The organism is Acinetobacter brisouioides (assembly GCF_004331075.1).
In the GTDB taxonomy this organism is placed as follows: Bacteria; Pseudomonadota; Gammaproteobacteria; order Pseudomonadales; family Moraxellaceae; genus Acinetobacter.
Genome location: NZ_SJNX01000001.1, coordinates 133,130 through 151,500 on the forward strand (window position 1 = coordinate 133,130; position 18,371 = coordinate 151,500).

The following is an 18,371-nucleotide window of genomic DNA, read 5'->3' on the forward strand; positions in this document are numbered from 1 at the left end:
TTAACTCGGTAGCTGACTATTCAAAGTGCCAAATTTCCCAGAATTACTGGCTTTCTTGGCTTCCTCTTCTTTGGTTTGTTTCTTGCCTTTTTCTGCAACCTTGCCATGGATGTATGGAAGTGCTGCTTTTGCAGCATTGAAACGCAAAAACATATCATTGCCAGCGTTGTTCATAACATCAATCAAAAACTCCAAAGGGTCATCCTGCGAATACGGATCATCAGGTGGGGCATCCAAATCCTGTTCCGTATTACTCGAGTTAACTTCTTTAACTTTTTTAACTTCAGTTTTAGTTAAAGAGCGACCTTCTTTATCAGCCTTTAACTTTTCAATCAGGACAATAATTTCGTGATGTTTTTTTAATTTTGAACCTTGTTGCGCTGCTGTTTTTTCTGGGTAACCTGCTGAAATTGCAGCGTCTTTATTACTCGCACCATCAACAATGGCATGAGCAAATTTTTTCATTTTCTCATTGATAGCCATTGCTCGACCTTTAACTAAATTAACTGTTTTTAACTTTTTAACTCCAACGAGTTAACTGCAAAAAGTTAACTCCGCTGAAATGGGAAATTTTTTTATGAATGGGATAGGGTGCGGTGTCCGATGGATTTTAAATTTTTAAATTTCTCCTCCCCCCACCATCGACGGCGATAAGCATCTTCTTTCATTGATTTACCGTCATTTACAGCCTACTTTCCTTGAATGTCTTCTGCTTATGACATTCAATACACAGTGACCAAAGATTACTTGGGTCATCTGTCCCACCTTGCGCCGTGTTGACCTTGTGGTCACATTCCAACTCATGTGTGACTCGACCACAGATTTGACAGGCATAACCATCACGCGCATGAATGCTTTCTTTGAGTCTGCGCCATGGTCTGCCACCTCGACCTTTGCCCCAATTCTTTTTAGGCTCACTCTGCATACGGCGCGGCTGTAGTCTTGGATTCAGTGTTTGTAACTTCATTAGCTAAAACCCTAGTCATCATCCAAGTTACGGCACTGTGGTTCATCATCATCACCAGTGATCTCATCGAGCAGCATGCGAAGCTGTGCAGTTTGATCACTATTGATTTGAATGAGTTGGTTGTTCTGCTGAATCAGTTGATTAGTCTGTTCCGTCAACAGGTTGTTCTGCTGTAACAGTTGCAAGACAATCGATTGCAAGTTGCAGTCATTGTTTGCTGTACTCATACATTGCCTTTAGTTTTTGACGGCGTTCGTCACAGCCTTTGCAGGACATAAACACCTCAGAATAAAAAAGAAAAACCGCACTAACTTTTTCAAGTTAAGTGCGGTCTTATGTGCCGTAATCCGTTCGGCTAAGGAGAATTAAAAAACCACCCGAAGGTGGTTAAAACATTTAAATTCGTTTTACTGGAGTATTTGGAAAGGCTGTTTGCATATCTGCTATTTTTATAACTTCTTCTGCACCCTCACATTCAATTTCAATTAATGGGCCTAAATTATTGAAATGGTGCTTTAAATTATTATGAATTCGTTGAACTTCCCCCAAAACTGCATTCAATTGAACAGTAGATTTAAGCGAATACCAATCAACCTCAGCACATATATCTAAGTTTTGATTTTCACGCTCTTCTATAGTGATTTCAATTTCATCTTCTTCATGTTTGAAGATTAGTTTTTCTATTTTCAACATACATTTTTCTACAATTTTTATTATTAACCAATAAACTTTAATGTTTACTATTTTGCCAACTGTATCACATTTTTGTTAAAAAATACTTAAAAATCCATATCAGACGCTTTCCAAAAATAGTGAGATAAAAAAGAAAAACCGCACCAACTCTCTCAAGCAGCGCGGTCTTAAGTGCCGTAATCCGTTCAGCGAATGAGAATAAAAAAACTAAATAAGGAGATCGTTAATTACAATATAGCTTTGCCTACGTAACCATACTAAGATTTAACAGAACAATAACTCTCCACTATGAGGCTACTCGATGGGATTAAAAAACATTTTTATTAACTTGATGAATAAATTATTTCAGTTTTGGGAAAAACTTCCTGATGAAACAAAACAAGTCATTATTCAAATGATTATGGAAGCTTATGAAAAGATAGTTAGAGCATATTATCAAGCACATCAAAAAAATCAAAATCCAGATCAACAAACTAAACAAAATAAGGCTTAAAACTATGTCTAACAAATTTACTTTCCTCGACTTTATGAATCAAAGTAATTCATCAACTGCATTAGTACCGATAAGTGCAGAAGCAGAAAAACAATTAGTGGAATTAGAGGGATTCAAAGGTAGACCAAAAGAAATTAAAGAATTTAAAGATAGTGTTAACAGTGATCTAACATCACCTCAAACTTTAGGTGAGATTAGTAATCTTATTGGCGAACCAAAACCAAACGAAACAGAGGATGAGTTTGTTAAACGCTCCATGGCTAAATTGACTGATTACGTCACGACGAAGTTCTGCAAATAATTTGTAAAAAAATGGTCGTGTTTTAATTGCCTTAACAACCAAAATACGACCATCTTATAAATACTATAGCTGTATTCCCAAAATAATGGAATAGCAGATTTCAAGCGACCTCTTTCAGATCCTTACGATATTGAGCCACGGCGCTTTCAACTTCCCATCGTGCATTTGTAATTGCCACTTCCATAAGCCTTTCAAAATCACGCCATGTTTTTCGGTAAGCATCGTATGTCATTTGATGTGCAGAAATACCCGCATAATAAAGTCGCCCTTTACTCGTATAAAACTCGCCAAGCTGTGGCTCTAGCTCAAAATCAATCACAAGACGCGCAACCAAATAAGCAAAGCGTTCAAGTTCAATATACTTTGGTTCTAATCCAATTTTATTAGCTTGCCGAATCATAATATTTGCCAAATAGCTCTGAACAAATAAATAAGCCTCTTTTTCCTTATGTCCCCAAACCAATATACATGCTAGAGCTTTGGCCAGTTTTGTTTCTATTTTGGCAAAGCAAGCGCAACGCAACTCCCATGCAGGGATCTCTTTCTCGCCACCACCAAAATTCTGCTGTTCATAATTTACTGACTTTGCACCATGTAAGTGTTGGCTGAGCCATTCTATATTTGTAATTTTACTCATTCATCACCCTCTCAAATCTTCATCACACAAATATCAAGTAACCCGCCTTTCACAACTGGACGGGCATTCACTGTTAAACTTTTCACCTGCGAATCATCTGCAATCAAACCGCATTTGGTTAAGGCATCGAGGCAAGGTTTTAGAATGTTGTCGATGTCACGGATCTTGTTGTCTGGCATGTGGTAGTTGATCTCAACCCGAACATGTCCGCCATAGTTCACTGGCTGCACAAAGCGTTTGACCACTTCCACAAAATGAATGGCACGTTTGCTGAGTCGTTTACATGCCTTACCCGAGTCTAGCCAATAGTTGTTGATCGACGGCGGTATAATCTCAATGCTGCAATTCAGCAATTCCCCTGCACTGCATTCATAGGTTTTGCCTTTGACCAAATACGATGGCAGTTTTGGTACTGGGTCTTTGTTGATTGTTTTTTTATCAGTTTGCGGTTTGTCGAATGCACGGCGATAATTGCCCCAGTTCGGTTTATTCATGCGTTGTCACCCATTCTTCAGTCGTTTTGTGATCGCAGAAAATGCACTCGAAAGAACGCTCTAAATCACCAAATTGTGTTTTTTCAACCATGATGTGGTCACAGGCTTGAGGTTCTTCTTTAGGCTCATCACATTTAAGTGCTTGCTCTATTCTTCTATAGCTATGCAAAACTGCACCTTTGATAAAATCAATATCATCAGTGGTGTCTTCCTCAACAAAACGAATTGCTCCACCTAACTCTCGTAGAGCTGCATCAATCTTGGCTTTATGTTGTTGCTCTCGACTCAACCAAGCCCACCAAGCGAATGTTCTTTCATATTGCCCACCGCCAGCACGATGATATTGCCCTTCATCCTCCCACCAGTGGTCAAACTCTTCTGCCCATACAGCCTGTTGATCTAGTTCAGCTTGGGTATATGCTCTTAAGTATTCAAACTGACTCATAAAAACCCCAACGCATGATTTGTGCTGTAACTTGATGCCCCTGTAATCAAACAAAAAATGATCAGAATAATCATACAAATCAGAAAATCACGCGGAGTCATAAGCAGGACTCCTCATCAGCGATGGCTTGTTTGAGTTGTTTCAGATTGATAAAACCGTAAGCGCTGTCCAGTTGGTAATTTAAATACGAGCTATCAATCCACGCCCCATCGTCACAAAGCATCAAAGCCTTATCGTCAGGGTCTCCAGATGATTTTTTGTATTCAACCCCTAATCGGTTTATGTATTCAGATTCGTCACTGTCCACCGATAAAAATACGTCTTTGCAAGCATCCAAACCCTGACCTTTTTCGATGATCTCATGCGACTGAACCAGGCGTTTTAAATCACTCAGCAAGACATCGTGTTCCGAATCTACATGCGAGTAGTAGGATCCATCGCTATAGGCGTTGTCCCAGTGTGCATTTTTCACAACCTCCTGTGCTTCACTCCAGCCGTATTTTTTTACAAACGTATTTGCCTTCATACCACTACCCCCTCAAATCCCACCTGTGCCAGATACGGCGCAAGTTTTTTGCGTTGTTCAGGATGATTCAGTTTTACAGCGATGCGCGCCGTAAGCTGCTCGTAGCTTTCCCCTGCTTCGGCAAACTTGCTCGATACTTCGGGATGGTGTGCAAGTTTTTGGGCGAACAGGTTGATTTGTTTGTCAGAGAGCTTTTTCGGTTTTGCTGTCTGCGCTGTTTGGTTTTGTGCTGCAGGTTGTTGCCCTCTGCTTTGGTATTTTAAACGAGCATTCAGCAACCAGTCAGCAAAGTGATAATGCATCAGGTCATCACACAGGTTCTTGTCGCTATTGTAGCGCTCAAATGCATTTTGCTCTCGTTTGAACCACTTGGCGGTTTTGATCTGCTCGATGGTTTCTGCATCGGTGATCAAACCAAGTTCTTCTCCAAGTTTTTTCAAACTCAACCACGTTTTTTTATTTTTAGATTCTACTGATAGATTCTTTGGTAGATTCTGTGTCCCATTGTTGGGACTATTCAAAGTACCACTGTTGGGACTATTCAACATCCCATTGTTGGAATCATTCCGTTGTTGGGACTGTTCCATTGATGGGACTGTTTCAGGCGGTTTTTTGCTGTTAAATGGTTCCGTTGTTGGTACTGTTTCCCGACCTGTAACGCCAAGCAATTTGTAGACTTTAACGCGTTTGGTCACGCCTTTACGTTCGCCTGTATCCTGTATCAGGTTATCCGCCAGTAGCTCCGAAATAATTTTCAAAATGGTTTTGCGGTCTAGCCCTGTGTCCTGTTCCAGTCGTTGCATGCTTGGGTAGCAAGTATGGTCTTCACCTGCCCGATCTGCCAGTGAAAGCAGTACCAGTTTTTTCAGGGGTTTGAGGCTGCCGCCTTTACGGTCGGGAAATTTGATCCGCCATGCCCAGTTGGTTGCATCTAGACTCATTGCTCACCTGCCTTGGGCTTGATGTAACTGCCCATCATTTCGATTTTGTCTGCATTGAGCAGGCTTTTTTCGATGTCATTAATCAGCGCCCACTGAATGCGAAAACGGCGCTGGAGTTGTTCTTTAAATTTTTGGCGTGGTACGGCGGCATTGGCTTCGTTGTAGCACCGTTGGCGTAGGTTCTGTTGTGCTTCTGCCAGTAATTCGTTCAACACGCGCAATGCGGGTTCGTACCATGTCTGGATGGCCTGACGTTGTTTTTGCGCGGTCAGGCTGTGTGGGTTTAGTTTTTCTCTATACATGCCTGCACCTGTGTAGCGAGTGTGCCGAGTAGCACATGGAGTTCATGGATAACTTTGCTCATGTCGAGGGCTTCGCCGTGGGTGATGCGTCCGTCTGCCATCATGTCGTGGAAGGTTTGTGCGACATTGCCCTTTTGGATGGCGATGCGTACAAAGGTGTCCATGAGGCTATGGTCACGCTGACTTTCGGGAATGTCGGGCAGATCTATGGCGGCTTTGCCGTGTTCGGCACAAAGGGTTTGCAATATGCGGTAGTCCCCTGTCAGTGCCATGAGTTTTGAAGCCTCGAGCAATGTCAGGTGGTGGGTTTCCGTATTTGGGTTGACCTTGCTGTTGAGTACGGCGGGGCTTTTGATGCCTAGGCGTGGAGCTAAGGCAGATGCGCCGCCGTGGTGGTCGTGTACGGTTGCGTATGCGGCATCTAGGATGTTCATGGTGGTGTCCTTTGAACGTGTTTTTTAGACACCTGTTGAACTACTATTTTTAGTAGATCGGATTTGCTTTATTTCTCTCATATGTGAATCCTGAAATTATGGTGTTTACTTATGAGTTGCATTAGATCGACATGAATTAGGCAACTTTAGAATCGGAATGCTTTTTCTGTAGTGCTTCGAGTTTTTGTCCAAAATCATGAGAAAGACGTTTACCGCATAAACCGTTTTCCAAATTACTGATGTAGTTTTGAGAACAGCCAATTTCACTAGCAATTTGCGTTTGAGTCATACCTTTTGCTCTCAATTGCAAAATTATGGTTTGCCACTTGGTCATTTGGATCTCCGATATTTTTAACTAAATATATAGGTTTTCCGATATTTAAACAATAGCCAAACCGATTGGATTATGTATCACAATTCCGATAGAAGTAATGAAGGGAAAACTCATGACGACTTTGGGTGAGAATTTAAAGAAAATTCGTAAAGCTAAAAAAATGACTCAGAAGGAATTAGCTCAAAAGTCTGGAGTTAAACAATCTGTTATTTCAGATTTAGAGACAGGCAATGCCAAGTCGACTGGCTCAATTTTAGAGCTAGCTAATGCTTTAGGTATTACTGCTGAAGAATTAAAGAAAGGTATTTTTGATGAGAATGAATCATCAAATGTGATTTCTATTAAAGCACATATGGCTCCTGTTCTTTCTTGGGTGCAAGCTGGAACATTCACCAATGTTGCCTCAGTTGACATATCGCAAGTAGAAGAATGGCTACCACTTCCTGAAGAGTGCACAAATTGTTTTTACTTAAAAGTCCAAGGTATTAGCAATCAACCTGAATTTCTGGAAGGTGACTATATTCTTGTAGACCCTGATGTTTACTATAACGATATGTTATCTGGTGACATGATTGTTGTACGGCGTGGCGAAGATGCTACATTCAAGAAATTAGTCATTGAAACCGATGGTACTAAATACTTACAAGCACTTAATCCTGAGTTCAAACCTAATATTATTCCAATTGATGAGCAATGTAGTTTTGTTGGGCAGGTTGTTGATTGCATTAGATATATTTACAAAGCAAAAAGAAGATCTAAAAAGGTTTAATGCTTTAAGCCAACATTAGTCAGATAAAATTATTAAGCTAGCCGAAGGTTGTCGTTTTGTTGGTAAAGTTGTTGGTTTATATAGGAAAATATAAATGAGTAATGAGAAAAACAATCCCAAAGAAGTTAATAACCTTGGGCGTTTAACACTGGACTTAGTTCAAAAACTTAAAATTCAAGAAGATGAAAATAAAACTGATAAAACAAAAGCAGGAACAGATTCAGAGAAACTTAATGATTCAATAGAACCCAGACAAAAAATTTCACCATATGTATTAGCTGAACCTGTAAAAAAGAAAGCTATAGGGACTATCGACTTTAATTTTTTAGAATTAAGTATTTCGCAAATTCAAGAAATGAGTAGCGATGATCTACTTAAGTTGTTAAGTGGCGAAGGGCACAAAGGCGCTATAAGGGAATCTACCATTCATCTTATTAGCAATGAACTGTTAATTAGACAAATAAAAGAAGCATCAAAGCCTCATTGGACTACTAATCCTATGTTTTATCTAACCTGTATGGCTGTTTTATTTGGGTTTGTTGCCGCCGCAGCTAGTATAGTTGCGATACTAAAATAACAACTCTACATTAATTTTTTGGCCTGCTGAATTTCCTTAACAGCAACACCAAATAGAATAGATGCAACCCAAAGAGAAAACACAGAAATATAGGTTACTACATCAAAAATGAAAATATATGAAATAATGGCTATCAATTGAAATATAAAAGATATTCCTAAAGCTATTTTCATTTAACAAACCCCAAACAACCCGACCCAGTGTCGGGTTTTATTTCATCTATTAAAGCATAGCTAAAATAATAATATCGGTTTTTCTATATTTAAATCAGGTTTTCTATTGACCTATTATATCGGAAATGCGATATTTATCTCACTACCAATAAAAAAGCCCCTTCACTTTGGACGGAGACGGGGCTTTGCATATAGCGAGATAAGTATGAAACAAAAATACATTCCGAGTCAAATGCCCGCAACCTCCGCACGACTCTACCAACACCCCACCGCACAAGAACAACGCCCAAACCGCCTAAAAGTGGTACTGGCCAACACCAAAGACCTTGCACTGTTTGCCAGTATCGGTACGCTGTGCTATGCAGTCATTACAGGAGTGGTGTATATGCTTGGAGGTGCGGTATGAGCTCCAACATTCAACGCCTCAAACTCACCGTATTTGCACAGCGCTACTGGCAAGACGAAGAATCCCGCCCCTGCCGTGACACCCTCATCAGCCATATAAAACGTGGCTGGTTAAGCGGCAAGAAAATCGGGACTCAGTGGTATGTCGAGTGTACCTCTTGGGGCGCGCCGCTGTTTTACTCAACCGAAGTGCCAAAAATCGAACTAAAATCCCCACCCAAAACAGGCAACAGCATTGCAGACCGAATTTTAGCGGAGATTTAACATGACACCTCGTGGTCGTGGCGTGGGGTATCAGGACTTACCGCCCCACGTTGAAATTGATAAAAAAGCAAATGGAACGGTGTATTACCGCTACCTACTGCCAAACGGACAACGTAAATCTTTAGGCAAAGACAAAGCCGAAGCCAGTCAGGCAGCACAGGCACTAAACGCCGTACTGGAGCGTAACCCAGACATCGTGTCTAAAATCTTGTCATCCGTGGAAAAAGCACAAAAACAATCCACCATGCCAACCTTTGGTCAGGCACTTACCGAATACGAAAATATTCACCTCCCCAAAAAGAAATACGCCAAAAACACACTGGAAATTATCACGGCGAATATTGGCAAATATCATGACCTGTGGGATCAGCACTACTGCAGTGACATTACCCTGCTCATGGTGTCTGAATTTTTAAAACGACAAACCGACTTTCAGGCAGAAAAACACCGTTCTCAGCTTATCGACATCTGGAAGTATTTTGTGGCAAATGGCTGGGCTGCAGACAATATTGCCGAGAAAACTTTAAAACCGATTCGCCCAGAAAAAAACCGTACCCGACATTCCAACGAATCTGTCGAAGCCATTAAAGCAATCTGCCCTCCGTGGTTAAAACTCGCGATTGATTTGGCAATGCATTCGATTCAACGGCGCGCCGATCTGGTGGTGATGGAACGCTCAAGCATTAACATCAAAGACAACACCATGACCGTGTTGCAGCATAAATCGCTCAATTACGACAAGCCTGTGTTTATTGAAGTGGACATGCACCCTGAACTGCGGGATGTGGTTTTAGAATGTATCGAACATGCCATGAAGCTGCGCTGCCCGTTTCTGATTGCCACCCGACCCGAGCGCATTACCGAACATAATCGAAACGTCAAACTACATGCCTTTGCCGTCACCGAAGACCACCTGACAAAACAGTTTAAAAAGTACCGTGACCTGTCGGGTGCATACGATCATCTTGAACCGAATCAGCGTCCATCGCTGCATGATTTACGTGCTTTAGGGATTTATAACATTACACAGAAGTATGGCAAAAAGTACGCGCAAGCACTGGCTGGACACGCCACAGTGAAAATGACAGATCATTATCTGGAAGGTCATGAAGCGCCAAAACCTGAGAAAATCAGCTACCGTTAATGATTGTTTTTAAATTTAAATACGGCAGTTTTCCACATGAGGACTCTATATAATTCCCCGAAAAGTCCCCGAAAATACCCCTAATAAAAAAGCCCACTGTTTAAGGTGGGCTTTAATATGTTGATTTCTCAACTAATTTTGGTAGGCATATCCAGACTCGAACTGGAGACCTCTACGATGTCAACGTAGCGCTCTAACCAACTGAGCTATACGCCTAAAGTGCCTGTATCATATTCAGATTTTATTCACTTGACAAGATTTTTCTACGCTTCTTTAAAACAATCGAACACTCTTTAAGCAAATCAGCAAATTCTTTCCAAATTTCAGCTTTATGCTGCTGTTTTTCTTGAAAAATTAGCCGATGTTGCAGATTAATTAATTGGCTAAAAATCTGCTGCTGTTCAGGTAAAGTTAGTAAACTCAACCGTAACATCCATTTTTGAAAAGTTTCCTCTGGCATTTTCTGTAAATCTTTATCAAGCTTCTGATTAAATTTATAAATTAACTTTTCATATTGGGTTCGATATGGACGATTTCTCCATACGATCACTGCAATATACAGCAATAAAATACTTAAGGTGGTTGCAATCAGTACCCACAATGATTTCGTCTGTGAATTAACTCCCCATGACTTTAACCAACTGCGTTGCTGCTCGACATCATAACCTACAACTTTGCTTTGCCATTGATAACTCGCATAGTCATTCCATACACGTAACTGATTCATCCATGAAATACGCTGTGTGCTCAGCAAGGCTGAGGTATTTTGCTGGCGGCCTTCAGTCAGATAATTTTGCATCCCATCACGAATCCGCTGTGGAGCGATTAACGCAGTCGGGTCAATACGTTGCCAATGCTGATTCATCCAGACTTCTGTCCATGCATGAGCATCAAGTTGACGAACTTCCCAACTCTGATCATCTGGTGCTGGCTGTCCCCCCTGATAACCCACCACTACGCGTGCAGGAATACCTGCGGCGCGCATGAGTACCACAAAACTTGATGCGAAATGTTCACAAAACCCGACTCGCGTCTGAAACAAAAATTGATCGACCCGATTACCCTGCAATGTTCCTGGGCTTAAGCTATAACTAAATTTATTCTGACGATACCAGTTCAGTACATTCTGTATATAACGTTCAGGTTGCTGCTCACTTTCCTGATACAACTGCTGTGCCAATGCCTTACTGCGAGGATCTGTTTCAGGTAATTGTAGATTAATTTGACGTACATATTCTGGCAACGGCGTGTCAGGCAACGATGCAGAAACCCAAGTCAATGCAATCGGCTGGGTAGATTGCACAGGTCGGCGTGACACAATACTGCCATCTTGACGCAGGACATAACGCTGAGTTGCTGGAACCGAATGCTCCAACCCCATCACCCAACGCTGTTCAGGATCTGCCTGCAAATAGGTGTAATTCAGATGTTTTATTTGAGTCAATTGCTGCTGTTCAGCCACTTGCCATTGTTGATTAATTTCACTACTCTGCCATTTTTGTCCATCAAAATGATCGAGCACCATCGCTCGCCAATACAACTCAGAACGTGGTGGCAAACTTGCAACAGGCAAGACTATACGAAATGCCAAAGCATTCGATTGAGAAAGTTCAGCAATATCTCCAAGTGATAAAGTATCACTCACACCTGTAACTGCTTTATTTTGATCAGGTAGCGGAATATACCAAAGTGGTGGCAGGCGCGGGAAAAACAAAAATAAAATGATAAAAAACGGAACCGCAAATAAAATTGCCTTAAAAATATGTAGGGTATCTGTCCAAAGTTCTTTTTTATTGGGTAAAGCATATTCGGTGAAGTCAGCTTTTTGTATGGCATACAGCCCCAGCAATGACACAACCACACCTAGAAAAACCAGAATTGCCATATAAAAGGCTTGGGTATATAAAAACAAACTGGCAAATACAAAAAGTGCGAAGTTGAAACTGATCAAAGCATCACGCTTGTTTTTACTTTCTAACGCCTTGCCATACAAACACAAACTCAAGAAAGCAACGCCAGCTTCAACACCCAAAAATGTCCGGTATTGCAAATAAATACATGCCAGCCCAACAACAATAAAACCACTACGAAATACCACAGGCAATACAAGAGATTGTTTACGCAAAAACATGTGCAATGTAACAAACCACACAACAGCATATGCAACTAGCAAACTGACAGGAGCAAACGCAATCTGAGCAAGCAGAATCATTAACAGCATACCCAATAGCAAAAACTGGATTTGTTTATTCATGCTTTATGCCTGCGCTAAAATTTTTTTGGCTTGCTGATATTGGCGAATCCCAGAACCAACCATTAGCTCTGCTTTAGGCAACAACATGCTATAAGGGCGTTTTTCTTGTTCACATTGCTCGACCAGTGCCATCATCATCGAAAGGCGGACTTCATGCATCGCACTAGGCATTTTGGCATATTCAATCATCTGAATTTGAGCATTGGGTTCTTGTTCAAAACGTTTCACAAACCAGCCTTGATCACGCGCCACATGTTTCCATGACACACGTTGTAAAGTATCACCATCGACATAATTACGCAGATCATGAAATTCATCCAAATTTTGTTGTTGATGCTGATGGCTCAATTTACTCTCACGCTGTATCTGCACAGCTTGCGGTGCAATCCAGACCTGTTGTTGAAAATACAAATAAGTCCATGCCCGAACCAGACCAAATGGATACGTCGCCATCATACGACAACGTGGCAAAATATAACGCCCACGTTCTTCAGGATGCAAACTAATCTGAATATCCTGAGTGACGTCTTTCATCAGAATATATAAGGTTTGTTCCTCAATTTCGATACGCAAGAATCGAGGGCTGGCTTTTGCCTGATGCAAACGTAATCTTAAAATAAACGGTTGATTAACCTGCCCGACATCATCATCGCTGAGCAGTTCGATTTTTAAACCATGTAGTTGTTTAAATGCCAAATAAAAACTCATGGCTAAAAGTGCGCTGACTAAAAAACACAAACTCAGTATAAGGTTATTGGCATAGTTAATGCCTGCAATAAAAGTTAAAACAATCAACACACCATATAAAATGCCATCCCGATGCAAAAACACCAAAATATCACGCTGTTTAAGTTGTTTTTCTGCCTGCATTTGAAAGCGCTGACTCATCCACGCTAAAATTTTCTGACGCATGCGCTATCTCATTCTCAGTCAAAATTAATAACTCACGGGTACTCGCTGCATCAATTGTTGTGCTTCTAGCTCGCTTAAACCAATACGATGTGCGACTACAGCCACAAAAACTGCCTGAACATCATCCGTAGTTGTAAACGTTCTTAGCTGCACCATCGCATAGGCTTGTGCTGCATTTTTCAAGGCAATCACACCACGAGTGGATAAACCCTGTAGACCTGTGCGGGTTTTTTCAGCTAAATCTAAAATATAGTCCAAAACCGCATCACTGACTTCAACCTGTTGACGTAACTGCTGCAATGTCAGCACATCCTGTACAGAAAAAATTTCGGGCAATTCTGACAATAAACTCTGTCGACTTGGATCGGTCAATAATGCACGTTCAGCAGACCGTGATGGATAGCCTAGTGACAAGCGCATTAAAAAGCGGTCTAATTGGGATTCTGGCAACGCATACGTCCCACTTTGAAATAACGGGTTTTGAGTCGCCACCACCCAAAATGGCTGAGGCAAGCGGTAATGCACTGCATCCAAAGTCACACTTCCCTCTTCCATGGCTTCAAGCAAAGCACTCTGAGTTTTCGGGCTACTGCGGTTAATCTCATCTGCCAGTAAAATCTGGGTAAAAATCGGGCCTTGCTTAAACTCAAATTGCTGAATTTTCTGATTAAATAAATTAATCCCAATCACGTCACTTGCCAGCATATCATTGGTAAATTGGATTCGATTAAAACTTAGACCTGTCAATTTTGCCAAGGCATGGGACAAGGTTGTTTTTCCCAAACCAGGCAAATCCTCAAACAAAACATGCCCTCCAGCCAATAAGGCAGTTAATGCCAATTCGGTTTGTTGTGACTTATCTAAAATAATTTGATTAATTTCGAGTAAAAACTGTTTAATTTTTGGGAAAAATACTGCGAGCTGACGTTCAAAATCTGTTCCATTTACAATTTGTTGTTTTTTATAAACTTCCCACATAAATACTGCCTAAAAATAGAAAACGGTGCATGTTTTAACATACACCGTTTGGTTTAGCCATTCAAAGAATTAAACTGAACCGATTAACATGGACATTTTTTCATGCCTGATTTAGCCGATGGATAACGCATATCCACACAATACCGATAAAACGTTTTCACATCCATTGGCGTTAAGTCAGGATGATGCTGACGCATATGCTCCAAATAGGTTGCATAATCGGGCACACCCACCATCAGGCGAAAGCTTTGCTGTAACCGCTGCCAAAGTATCGCAATTTTAGACCAGTTTTTAGGTGACAGTAGCAGATGCTTTTGCGACAAAATCGTCATCTTGATGATTTTTGCCACAACCGTTGTTCCCTGTTTAGCAAATTTCAAGTTCATCATCATTCTCCCGAAGCTCTGGCAGTTGCTGCTGCAGGTACCTCATCAGCATATTCTGCTGGCGCTTCATGCACAGTTGGTTTGTTACTTGCTAGCGCACGGCGCACAACTCCAATTGAAGCAAAAATCATGACCACAAGCACAATCATAAAGAACGCACACAATGCCGCATTGATTTGATTGGATAACACAATTGTCTGCATTTCAGCCAAAGATTTCGCAGGTTTTAAGATTTCACCACGAGCAATGGCATCAGAAAATTTATTGGCCTGTGCCAAAAAGCCGATTTTTGGATTGGTGTGAAAAATCTTTTGCCAACCCGCGATCATGGAAGTCACCACCAAGAAAACTGTCGGCAAAATGGTCACCCAGACGTATTTCTCTTTTTTCATTTTAAAGAGGATCACGGTACCAAGGGTTAATGCCATTGCTGCTAGCATTTGGTTACCAATCCCGAACAATGGCCAGAGTGAATTCACCCCACCTAAAGGGTCAACAACACCTTGATAGACAAAGTATCCCCAGCCTGCCACCGCAATAGAGGTTCCAATCATATTACCAAAAAACGAGTGTGATGCTTTGACTGAAGGAATGACAATCCCTACTGTATCTTGAACCATGAAGCGACAAGCGCGCGTTCCAGCATCTACAGCAGTTAAAATAAACAGAGCTTCAAACAAAATGGCAAAGTGATACCAAAATGCCATCATTGAACGGTTATTAAAAATATCAGACAAGATATGTGCCATACCAATTGCAAAAGTTGGCGCTCCACCTGCACGAGATAGAACTGATTTCTCTCCAACTTCATGTGCCAGCAAGGTTAAAGACTCTGGAGTCACCACAAAACCTAGATGACGAACTGCTTCTGAGGCACTTTGTACATCAATCCCTAACAAAGCCGCTGGCGAGTTAATGGCAAAATATACGCCAGGATCAATTACCGTTGCACAAATCAGTGCCATAATCCCAACGAAAGACTCTGTCAACATACCGCCATAACCGATCATGCGAATATGACTTTCATTTTCGATCAGTTTCGGAGTTGTACCACTTGCAACTAAAGCATGAAACCCAGAAATTGCACCACAGGCAATGGTAATAAATAGAAATGGAAACAAACTACCTGCAAAGACTGGACCTGTACCATCAATAAAATGGGTAATTGCTGGCATTTTTAAATCAGGCATTGCAATCACAATACCCACAGCCAAACCTGCGATCACCCCAATTTTCAAAAATGTGGATAAATAATCACGTGGCGCGAGCAACAACCAAACAGGTAAAACTGAAGCAATAAAACCATAAGTGATCAAACACCAAGTCAATTGTGTTCCAGTCAAGGTAAAAACTGGTCCCCAATATGGATGCTGAGCAACATCACCGCCATAGACAATTGCCATCATCATCAAAACAAAACCGATGACAGATACTTCGGCAATTTTCCCAGGACGTATAAAACGCATATAAATGCCCATGAACAAGGCAATCGGGATGGTCATGGCAATACTGAACAGCCCCCACGGACTATTGGTTAAGGCTTTTACAACAACCAGTGCCAAGACTGCCAAAATGATAATCATGACACCCAATGTACCCAACATCACAACGATACCCGCAAATGAGCCAAGCTCTTGTTTTGCCATCTCACCAAGTGATTTTCCATCACGGCGCACTGAAATAAACAATACAAGAAAATCCTGAACACCGCCTGCAAACACAACACCAGCCAACAACCAGATTGTGCCTGGCAAATAGCCCATTTGTGCAGCTAGAATTGGCCCGACCAAAGGACCCGCACCTGCAATAGCAGCAAAATGATGCCCGTACAATACATACTTATTGGTTGGAACATAATCCAGACCGTCAGAAAGACGATAAGCAGGTGTTACCCGCTTAGGATCAAGTTCAAAAATATTCTTTGCGATATAAAGGCTATAAAAACGATAAGCAATGCTATACACACACAGGGCTGCCAAAACCAGCCATACAGCATTGATATGTTCACCACGGTGAAGAGCTAACATTCCAAAAGATACAGCGCCGATGATCGCCACCAGTATCCACATGATTTTTGAAGTAAAAGAACTTTTACTTTGATGTTGATAACTGTCCATGCTTTTCCTCGCCTGCTTAAAAACAGTGCTTGTCTTTATTGTAAATTGTTACAATTCCTTGTGAATGTACACCCCACATTATTATTTTGATCTAATACTTTGGCATAAAAAAAGGGGTGAACATTTTCACCCCTTTAATAATAGCGGATTTATTCGCCATTATGCACGTTCTAAATATTCACCTGTACGGGTGTCTACACGAACGCTTTCTTCTTGCTGAACAAACAGTGGTACACGAACAACTGCGCCAGTTTCAAGTTTTGCAGGCTTACCACCACCGCCAGAAGTATCACCACGGACACCTGGATCGGTTTCAACGATTTTCAAGACCACAAAGTTTGGTGCACTTACGTTTAATGGAACGCCATTAAATAACATAATCGTACATTTTTCATTTGAATCGTCTTTTAACCATTTTGCAGCATCACCCATTGCAGTTTTATCTGCAGCGATTTGCTCAAATGTTACAGGATCCATAAAGTTCCAAAGCTCGCCATCATTGTAAAGGTAGTCCATTTCTACTTCTACAATATCAGCCGCTTCTAGAGAGTCACCTGATTTAAAGGTTTTTTCTAATACTTTGCCTGTTCTAAGGTTACGTAATTTCACACGGTTAAAGGCTTGACCCTTACCTGGTTTTACGTATTCATTTTCCATGATCGAACATGGATTGCTATCAAGCATGACTTTTAAGCCTTGCTTAAACTCATTTGTAGAATAATTGGCCATGACTGGCTCACTCCAAACTTACTAACTTAAATCAATTAATGCTAGACTAGCATTATTTTTAACGTGTGGCATGATAAACTATTTGTACCAAGAGCAAAACTGGAAAACTCAACTCAGTGATCTAATTACTGACCCAAAAGAGTTACTTCAGCAGCTACAGCTCTCAACAGATCAATTATTATCAGGGGCAATCCTCGCTTCTGAACAGTTTAAATTGCGTGTTCCTCGTGCGTTCGTTGAAAAAATGAACGTTGCCGACCCTTTTGATCCACTTTTACTACAAGTTTTACCTCATCACTTAGAATTAGAAGAACATGAAGGCTTTGTTACCGACCCACTTGGAGAAGAACAAGCCAACCAACTCCCTGGTGTTTTACATAAATATCAGTCACGGTTCTTACTGACTTTAACAGGTGCGTGTGCAGTTCACTGTCGTTACTGTTTCCGCCGCCACTTTCCTTATCAGGAAAACTTACCTAAGAATGAAGACTGGATCAACATTCGGCAATATCTGCTTGACCATCCCGATATTAATGAAGTCATTTTAAGTGGTGGAGACCCACTGACACTGACCAATCAAAAACTGGCATCATGGGTAGAACGCCTCGAAAGTTTACCTCAATTAAAAATTCTACGAATTCACTCACGAGTACCGATTGTCATTCCAAGCCGGATAGATGAAGAGCTAGTTTCCTTATTAAAAAACAGTAGGCTACATACTATACTGGTGGTACACTCTAACCATGAGTCAGAAATTGATGATTATACAGCGCGGCAGTTACATAGATTAACTGAAAAACAAGTCACAGTTCTCAATCAAGCGGTATTATTAAAAGGAGTTAATGATTCTGCCGAACAACTTGCAGCATTAAGCTATCGCCTATTAGATGCTCGAGTTATGCCTTATTACTTACATGTTTTAGATAAAGTAAAAGGTGCTCATCATTTTGATTTGGCAACTGACTCGATTACTCAAATTTATACAGAACTACTCGCGAGACTACCTGGATATCTAGTCCCCAAATTGGTTAGGGAAATTGCGGGAGAAAACAATAAAACGCCTTTATATGGAACGCCTATTTTTTAGTGGTGACGT

Annotated in this window: 27 protein-coding genes and 1 tRNA gene; 8 read left to right on the forward strand and 20 right to left on the reverse strand. The window is 41.0% G+C overall.

Annotation, left to right across the window (positions count from 1 at the left end; all coding sequences use genetic code 11):
- The 4 genes from E0H77_RS00585 to E0H77_RS00600 form a co-directional block, all read right to left on the reverse strand.
- A complete protein-coding gene (locus tag E0H77_RS00585; RefSeq protein ID WP_131374164.1) occupies positions 1 to 483 on the reverse strand; it encodes a terminase small subunit in 483 nt (160 codons plus the stop codon).
- Positions 484 to 682: 199 nt separating this feature from the next.
- On the reverse strand, positions 683 to 967 hold the full coding sequence (locus E0H77_RS00590) for an HNH endonuclease (protein WP_131374166.1): 285 nt from the start codon (positions 965 to 967) through the stop codon (positions 683 to 685).
- A gap of 11 nt (positions 968 to 978) precedes the next feature.
- Complete coding sequence (locus E0H77_RS00595; RefSeq protein ID WP_131374168.1) at positions 979 to 1,194, reverse strand: hypothetical protein; 216 nt, start codon at positions 1,192 to 1,194, stop codon at positions 979 to 981.
- Between the two features lie 169 nt (positions 1,195 to 1,363).
- Positions 1,364 to 1,660 carry a hypothetical protein gene (locus E0H77_RS00600; RefSeq protein ID WP_131374170.1) on the reverse strand — a complete coding sequence of 99 codons (297 nt, stop codon included), beginning with the start codon at positions 1,658 to 1,660 and terminating at the stop codon, positions 1,364 to 1,366.
- A gap of 301 nt (positions 1,661 to 1,961) precedes the next feature.
- Between E0H77_RS00600 and E0H77_RS00605 the strand changes: the two genes are divergently transcribed.
- Both E0H77_RS00605 and E0H77_RS00610 read left to right on the forward strand, forming a co-directional pair.
- Positions 1,962 to 2,153 (forward strand): hypothetical protein, encoded by a 192-nt coding sequence (locus E0H77_RS00605; RefSeq protein ID WP_131374172.1) that lies wholly within the window; start codon positions 1,962 to 1,964, stop codon positions 2,151 to 2,153.
- Between the two features lie 4 nt (positions 2,154 to 2,157).
- Positions 2,158 to 2,454: a hypothetical protein gene (locus E0H77_RS00610; protein ID WP_131374174.1), complete on the forward strand. Its 297-nt coding sequence runs from the start codon at positions 2,158 to 2,160 to the stop codon at positions 2,452 to 2,454.
- Between the two features lie 100 nt (positions 2,455 to 2,554).
- Here the strand turns inward: E0H77_RS00610 and E0H77_RS00615 are convergent, their stop codons facing one another.
- From E0H77_RS00615 to E0H77_RS00650, 8 genes are all read right to left on the reverse strand, one after another.
- Positions 2,555 to 3,091: a hypothetical protein gene (locus E0H77_RS00615; protein WP_131374176.1), complete on the reverse strand. Its 537-nt coding sequence runs from the start codon at positions 3,089 to 3,091 to the stop codon at positions 2,555 to 2,557.
- A gap of 11 nt (positions 3,092 to 3,102) precedes the next feature.
- The gene (locus E0H77_RS00620; RefSeq protein WP_131374178.1) at positions 3,103 to 3,585 is read right to left on the reverse strand and encodes a RusA family crossover junction endodeoxyribonuclease; all 483 of its coding nucleotides are present in this window, start codon (positions 3,583 to 3,585) and stop codon (positions 3,103 to 3,105) included.
- Positions 3,578 to 4,030 carry a hypothetical protein gene (locus E0H77_RS00625; RefSeq protein ID WP_131374180.1) on the reverse strand — a complete coding sequence of 151 codons (453 nt, stop codon included), beginning with the start codon at positions 4,028 to 4,030 and terminating at the stop codon, positions 3,578 to 3,580. The genes E0H77_RS00620 and E0H77_RS00625 overlap by 8 nt, the downstream gene beginning before the upstream one ends.
- A gap of 97 nt (positions 4,031 to 4,127) precedes the next feature.
- Complete coding sequence (locus E0H77_RS00630; RefSeq protein ID WP_004901048.1) at positions 4,128 to 4,556, reverse strand: hypothetical protein; 429 nt, start codon at positions 4,554 to 4,556, stop codon at positions 4,128 to 4,130.
- Positions 4,553 to 5,497: a helix-turn-helix domain-containing protein gene (locus E0H77_RS00635; protein WP_131374182.1), complete on the reverse strand. Its 945-nt coding sequence runs from the start codon at positions 5,495 to 5,497 to the stop codon at positions 4,553 to 4,555. The genes E0H77_RS00630 and E0H77_RS00635 overlap by 4 nt, the downstream gene beginning before the upstream one ends.
- Complete coding sequence (locus tag E0H77_RS00640; RefSeq protein ID WP_131374184.1) at positions 5,494 to 5,799, reverse strand: hypothetical protein; 306 nt, start codon at positions 5,797 to 5,799, stop codon at positions 5,494 to 5,496. The genes E0H77_RS00635 and E0H77_RS00640 overlap by 4 nt, the downstream gene beginning before the upstream one ends.
- On the reverse strand, positions 5,781 to 6,233 hold the full coding sequence (locus E0H77_RS00645) for a phage regulatory CII family protein (RefSeq protein WP_004901041.1): 453 nt from the start codon (positions 6,231 to 6,233) through the stop codon (positions 5,781 to 5,783). Before E0H77_RS00645 ends, E0H77_RS00640 begins: the two co-directional genes overlap by 19 nt.
- A 136-nt stretch (positions 6,234 to 6,369) precedes the next feature.
- A complete protein-coding gene (locus E0H77_RS00650) occupies positions 6,370 to 6,567 on the reverse strand; it encodes a helix-turn-helix domain-containing protein (RefSeq protein ID WP_131374186.1) in 198 nt (65 codons plus the stop codon).
- Between the two features lie 112 nt (positions 6,568 to 6,679).
- On the opposite strand from E0H77_RS00650, the gene E0H77_RS00655 reads away from it, so the two are divergent.
- Positions 6,680 to 7,336 (forward strand): LexA family protein, encoded by a 657-nt coding sequence (locus E0H77_RS00655; RefSeq protein ID WP_131374189.1) that lies wholly within the window; start codon positions 6,680 to 6,682, stop codon positions 7,334 to 7,336.
- A gap of 94 nt (positions 7,337 to 7,430) precedes the next feature.
- Complete coding sequence (locus E0H77_RS00660) at positions 7,431 to 7,913, forward strand: hypothetical protein (RefSeq protein WP_131374191.1); 483 nt, start codon at positions 7,431 to 7,433, stop codon at positions 7,911 to 7,913.
- Positions 7,914 to 7,918: 5 nt separating this feature from the next.
- On the opposite strand, the gene E0H77_RS13710 is transcribed toward E0H77_RS00660, so the two are convergent.
- Complete coding sequence (locus E0H77_RS13710; protein WP_165491469.1) at positions 7,919 to 8,086, reverse strand: hypothetical protein; 168 nt, start codon at positions 8,084 to 8,086, stop codon at positions 7,919 to 7,921.
- A 205-nt stretch (positions 8,087 to 8,291) separates the two neighbouring features.
- Between E0H77_RS13710 and E0H77_RS00665 the strand changes: the two genes are divergently transcribed.
- The 3 genes from E0H77_RS00665 to E0H77_RS00675 are packed head-to-tail and all read left to right on the forward strand — an operon-like array spanning position 8,292 to position 9,899.
- Positions 8,292 to 8,492: a hypothetical protein gene (locus tag E0H77_RS00665; protein WP_131374193.1), complete on the forward strand. Its 201-nt coding sequence runs from the start codon at positions 8,292 to 8,294 to the stop codon at positions 8,490 to 8,492.
- Entirely contained in the window at positions 8,489 to 8,755 is a 267-nt protein-coding gene (locus tag E0H77_RS00670) for a hypothetical protein (protein ID WP_131374194.1), read from the forward strand. Before E0H77_RS00665 ends, E0H77_RS00670 begins: the two co-directional genes overlap by 4 nt.
- A gap of 1 nt (position 8,756) precedes the next feature.
- Positions 8,757 to 9,899 (forward strand): tyrosine-type recombinase/integrase, encoded by a 1,143-nt coding sequence (locus E0H77_RS00675; RefSeq protein ID WP_131374196.1) that lies wholly within the window; start codon positions 8,757 to 8,759, stop codon positions 9,897 to 9,899.
- A 139-nt stretch (positions 9,900 to 10,038) separates the two neighbouring features.
- Here E0H77_RS00675 and E0H77_RS00680 read toward each other — a convergent pair.
- From E0H77_RS00680 to efp, 7 genes are all read right to left on the reverse strand, one after another.
- Positions 10,039 to 10,115: transfer RNA gene (locus tag E0H77_RS00680), tRNA-Val, on the reverse strand.
- A 25-nt stretch (positions 10,116 to 10,140) separates the two neighbouring features.
- Positions 10,141 to 12,153, reverse strand: a complete 2,013-nt coding sequence (locus E0H77_RS00685) for a transglutaminase TgpA family protein (RefSeq protein WP_131374197.1) — start codon at positions 12,151 to 12,153, stop codon at positions 10,141 to 10,143.
- Between the two features lie 3 nt (positions 12,154 to 12,156).
- Positions 12,157 to 13,065, reverse strand: coding sequence for a DUF58 domain-containing protein (locus E0H77_RS00690; RefSeq protein ID WP_131374199.1), 909 nt, complete (start codon positions 13,063 to 13,065; stop codon positions 12,157 to 12,159).
- A gap of 24 nt (positions 13,066 to 13,089) precedes the next feature.
- Complete coding sequence (locus E0H77_RS00695) at positions 13,090 to 14,043, reverse strand: AAA family ATPase (protein ID WP_131374201.1); 954 nt, start codon at positions 14,041 to 14,043, stop codon at positions 13,090 to 13,092.
- A gap of 83 nt (positions 14,044 to 14,126) precedes the next feature.
- Entirely contained in the window at positions 14,127 to 14,432 is a 306-nt protein-coding gene (locus E0H77_RS00700; RefSeq protein WP_171478197.1) for a YbdD/YjiX family protein, read from the reverse strand.
- Positions 14,432 to 16,546 (reverse strand): carbon starvation CstA family protein, encoded by a 2,115-nt coding sequence (locus E0H77_RS00705; RefSeq protein ID WP_131374203.1) that lies wholly within the window; start codon positions 16,544 to 16,546, stop codon positions 14,432 to 14,434. Before E0H77_RS00705 ends, E0H77_RS00700 begins: the two co-directional genes overlap by 1 nt.
- A 159-nt stretch (positions 16,547 to 16,705) precedes the next feature.
- Positions 16,706 to 17,275 carry an elongation factor P gene (efp, locus tag E0H77_RS00710; protein WP_004752965.1) on the reverse strand — a complete coding sequence of 190 codons (570 nt, stop codon included), beginning with the start codon at positions 17,273 to 17,275 and terminating at the stop codon, positions 16,706 to 16,708.
- Between the two features lie 70 nt (positions 17,276 to 17,345).
- Between efp and epmB the strand changes: the two genes are divergently transcribed.
- Entirely contained in the window at positions 17,346 to 18,362 is a 1,017-nt protein-coding gene (epmB, locus tag E0H77_RS00715; RefSeq protein ID WP_131374205.1) for an EF-P beta-lysylation protein EpmB, read from the forward strand.
- The last annotated feature ends 9 nt before the right edge of the window (positions 18,363 to 18,371 follow it).